The sequence below is a fragment of the Kaarinaea lacus genome, from assembly GCF_975902315.1.
In genome coordinates, this window is record NZ_CDLKIE010000185.1 from 1 (window position 1) to 4,490 (window position 4,490).

The window sequence follows — 4,490 nt, forward strand, 5'->3', positions numbered from 1 at the left end:
ATGCCGGTGAAGACGCCTATTAGCAACCAGATTATATGTTTGGTCACTTTGATGCGTATTTTGCTGGCGTTCCAGGGGGTGTGATCCAGCTTGACGCGTTGGTTTACCTTACCTTCCAGTTTATATTCAATCCAGGTAAAAATATCTGTCCATACGGTTTGAAAACAAAAGTATCCGCAATACACGCGTCCTGCGATGGAAGTTACCGCCGCAAGCAACAGGGCAAAAAACAACAACACCATGGCCAGCATCCAGACATCTTGTGGCAGTATAGTGATATTGAATATGTGAAATTGCCGACCAGGAATATCGAGTAAGATAGCCTGTTTTCCATCCCAGCGTAGATAGGGGCCCAGGAAGTAAATCAGCCAGGTGCTCATGGCGATCCACTTTAATGTACGATAGCGTCCCGGCATGCGTTTGGCGTGGATGGTTTTACCACCCGTATTAACATGCCAATAATCCGCCTCTCGGTATATATCTTCGAGTTGTTGTGTGTCCAGTTGCTCAGTCTGGTTAGTCACTTAATCCCACCCGTGGTACTGCTGGTACTACTGATTACCGCATGCAATGCGGTTTAATTACGCATAGATAATTAGAGGAGGCAAATCCATTTGCCCAATCTTATTTGTCTTCTGAATGCGTATGATTGATCAAGTAGCCGATACGCACTGCCAGAAAAACAACAATAACAATAGTGATACCTACACCCAGAATTGAAGCAATAGCTACGGCATCCATAATTATTTCTCCCGGTTCAATTTGACGGCTTCTGGTTTATTGACCGCCACCCAGTTGATGGACATATACTGCCAGTTTTTTTATTTCAGTTTCACTAATTTGATCCTTGAACGCGGGCATCACGGCGTTACGGGTTTCGGTTGCACCCGGTGCATTAATACCATAGGCAATGGTGTATTTCACACTTTCTTCAGTTGCCGGTGTGAAGCGCCAGATCGCATCGGCCAGATTGGCCGCACCCATCATTTGCATGCCTTTGCCATCCATACCGTGACAACCTACACAGCCCGCACTGACAAATAGTTCCTTGCCTGGCGCATGTTCACCGCCTTTACTCATGGCTAATACGTGTTTGGCCAGATCGTCAATTTGCTGTTCATTTAAACTGGCTTTGAAACCTGGCATCATGCCCTGGCGCCCGTTGGTGATGGTTTGTTGGATGGTATCTGCGCTACCGCCAAATAACCAGTCATCATCTGCCAGCACCGGATAACCCGGATTACCGGAACCGCCGCCACCATGGCAGGGCGCGCAGCGATCACCGAATAATACCTTACCCGAGTGATTGATATAGTTAACCAGCTCCTGGTCGGTGAGAATTTCTGACACTGACATGGATTTGATTTTTTCTTCAAAAGGGGCGCGTATCGCTTCTATTTCTGCGGTGGTTTCCTGGTAGCGTTTCATCTGGGTCCAGCCCAGTACTCCCCTGGTATAACCGGTAAAGGTTGGAATTGAAGGGTAGAGAATAAAATACACCACCAGAAACAAACCACTGAGATAAAGTGTAATCATCCACCAGCGTGGCGGTTGATTGGTAAGTTCACGTAAATTGCCATCCCAGACGTGTCCGGTATCCTGTGCACTGGAGGGATCTTTGTTGTCACTCATTTGGTGTTCTCCCTGTAAATAGCGTCGTCATCGTCCAATGGAATGTGCCGATGGGATTCCAGTTTCTCTTTGTTGGACGGATGGAATACATAAACATAAAGCGCGATCATGACGAAAAACACAACGACAGTGATGCCTAAACCTATCCAGTCATGTAATGTCATCGCGCTCCAGTCAGTTTGAAAATATTCTTTTACGCTGTCCATGGCATTACTCCCGGTAGACTACGCCGTAGTCAAGCCTCGCCATGGTTCCCAGCGCTTGCAGGTAGGCTACCATGGCATCCATTTCCGTTTTGCCTTCCACTTTGGCCGCGACCGCTTCGATGTCCTTGTCGCTATAGGGAACGCCCAGTGCCTTCATGGCTTTCAGACGAGCGACGACGCCAGCGCTGTCGATGGCGTTGTCCTGCAACCAGGGGTAATTAGGCATTACGGATTCAGGTACTACCGAACGCGGATCGATCATGTGTCGAACATGCCATTCATCCGAGTATTTACCACCTACCCGTGCCAGGTCAGGGCCGGTGCGTTTGGAGCCCCACTGATGAGGGTGATCGTAGATAGACTCGGAAGCAAGTGAGTAATGCCCGTAGCGCTCTTTTTCATCACGGAACGGGCGGATCATCTGCGAATGACATAAGTAACAGCCTTCGCGAATGTAGACATCGCGACCTGCCAGTTCCAGGCCGGTATAAGGACGAATGCCATCGCCAGGTTTCCAGTCATCCAGCGTTTGTCCTTCTTTTGCCTGCCAGACGATTTCCGGTCGCGCATTGTGTTCCATGGTTTCATCCAGGTAATACAGCGGTACGATTTCCACGATGCCGCCTATCGACAGAACAACTAATAACATTAATAGCAAGGCCCAGACATTGCGTTCCATCTTGTCCTGCAATTTGGTGGAGTAGATTTTATCAGCCATGATCTTGTCCCCCCTTAAGCCTGTGCTGGTATGGCTTCGCCACTTGGCACGCCACTGGATTGACGAATGGTCATCACAACGTTGTATAACATCACCAGACCACCCACTGAGTAGATGAATCCACCCACGGTACGCAGGACATAATATGGATGCATGGCGGCAACAGATTCGGCAAAGGTATAGGTTAGCGTGCCGAACTCATCGTAATCACGCCACATTAACGCCTGCATGATGCCGGAGATCCACATCGCAACTATATAGATAACGATACCGATGGTTGCCAGCCAGAAATGCAGGTTGACCAGTTTGGTCGAGTAAATCTCGGTGTTCCACAATCGGGTTAGCAGGTGATAGATAGCGCCAGCGCCTACCATGCCAACCCAACCCAGTGCGCCGGAATGGACATGGCCGATGGTCCAGTCAGTATAGTGGGATAGCGCATTAACTACCTTGAGGGACATAACCGGTCCTTCAAATGTAGACATGGCATAAAACGCCAGCGACATAATCAGGAAGCGCAATACATAATCGGTGCGCAGTTTATCCCAGGCGCCACTTAAGGTCATCATGCCGTTCACCGCACCGCCCCAGGAAGGAACGATCATGGCAAATGAAATGGCGGCACCCAGTGATCCCGCCCAGTCGGGGAGGGCGGTGTATTGCAGGTGGTGCGCACCCAGCCAGACATAACCGAACATGAGTGCCCAGAAATGTAAAACAGAAAGCCGATAAGAGAAAATCGGTCGATCCGCCTGCTTGGGAACAAAGTAATACATAATGCCCAGGAAACCCGCGGTGAGGTAAAAGCCTACTGCATTGTGTCCCCACCACCATTGAATCATGGCGTCCTGCACGCTGGCAAAGATGGAATAAGACTTGAAGAGCTCTACGGGTATCGCCAGGCTATTAACTACGTGCAGGTAGGTGATCATTACCATCATGCCCAGGTAGAACCAGTTGGATACATATATATGTGAGGTCTTTCGATTGGCCAGGGTCATGATGAAGTTAAAGGCGAAGGATAGCCACACCACGGCGATCAGGATATCGATAGGCCATTCCAGCTCAGCGTATTCTTTACCCTGGGTGAAGCCTAATGGCAGAGTGATCACCGCCAGAACGATAATCAGGTTCCAGCCCCAGAACGTAAACCACGCCAGCTTGTCGCTCCACAGTCGTACGCCACAGGTACGTTGTACACTGTAAAACGCGGTAGCCATTAAAACACAACCACCAAAGGCAAAGATGACGGCGTTGGTGTGTAAGGGCCGGAGTCGGCCAAAGGTAATATAAGGACTGTCGAAGTTAAGGAATGGCCAGGCCAGTTCTGCTGCTATGTAAACTCCGACGAAGGTGCCGACGACCAGATAAATGACGGTGACAACGCTAAACCATCGCACCACTTCGAAGTTGTATTTCTGTTCCACCTCTGTAGCTGCCACGATTGACACCTCCCCGAAAGGTTATATCGATAATTGTTGCTAAAACTGACGATAACTTACTAAAATACTAGGAAAATTAGATGCTTATCACTATAAGAATCTGCTGATTAACTAATGTTGTCAACTTGAAATCCACTGTTTCGCCATGGATATTTTCTCAAGGTCTATAAATAAAACTTTTTAAAATACTGCTTGGGTGCGGCTACAGATCGGTCCTGATCTGTTGAATCTTAGTGAAGGCATATAATGACAAAAGTTTAGTCGATACTGTTAGTGTTTGTTCCTTATCCTTTGACTTTTATCAACTAAACGACTCTTGTATGGTAACGCCCTAAAATTTTTAGCTTTTATAGGAGTAATGCATGCTGGGTGTCAGAAATAAAAACAGGTTCGTTACGAAAATTGGTTTTTTACCATTTATTTTATCTATTTTGGTATCACAAAATGCCCTGGCTATTGTAAGTATGGAAAGTGTTCATTTGGGGAAACCAC

The 4,490-nt window shown here is 47.9% G+C and carries 5 protein-coding genes; all 5 read right to left on the bottom strand.

Translation table 11 applies throughout. From position 1 onward, the window contains the following. Positions 1 to 524: 4Fe-4S binding protein (locus ACWVCM_RS05355; RefSeq protein ID WP_455200687.1), on the bottom strand; the 524-nt coding region annotated here is incomplete at its 3' end. A gap of 253 nt (positions 525 to 777) precedes the next feature. Next, positions 778 to 1,632, bottom strand: coding sequence for a cytochrome-c oxidase, cbb3-type subunit III (gene ccoP, locus ACWVCM_RS05360; RefSeq protein WP_455200688.1), 855 nt, complete (start codon positions 1,630 to 1,632; stop codon positions 778 to 780). After that, positions 1,629 to 1,838, bottom strand: a complete 210-nt coding sequence (locus tag ACWVCM_RS05365) for a cbb3-type cytochrome oxidase subunit 3 (RefSeq protein WP_455200689.1) — start codon at positions 1,836 to 1,838, stop codon at positions 1,629 to 1,631. Before ACWVCM_RS05365 ends, ccoP begins: the two co-directional genes overlap by 4 nt. Positions 1,839 to 1,842: 4 nt before the next feature. After that, positions 1,843 to 2,556, bottom strand: coding sequence for a cytochrome-c oxidase, cbb3-type subunit II (ccoO, locus tag ACWVCM_RS05370; protein WP_455200690.1), 714 nt, complete (start codon positions 2,554 to 2,556; stop codon positions 1,843 to 1,845). Between the two features lie 14 nt (positions 2,557 to 2,570). Beyond that, positions 2,571 to 3,998: a cytochrome-c oxidase, cbb3-type subunit I gene (gene ccoN / locus ACWVCM_RS05375; protein WP_455200691.1), complete on the bottom strand. Its 1,428-nt coding sequence runs from the start codon at positions 3,996 to 3,998 to the stop codon at positions 2,571 to 2,573. Positions 3,999 to 4,490 lie beyond the last annotated feature (492 nt).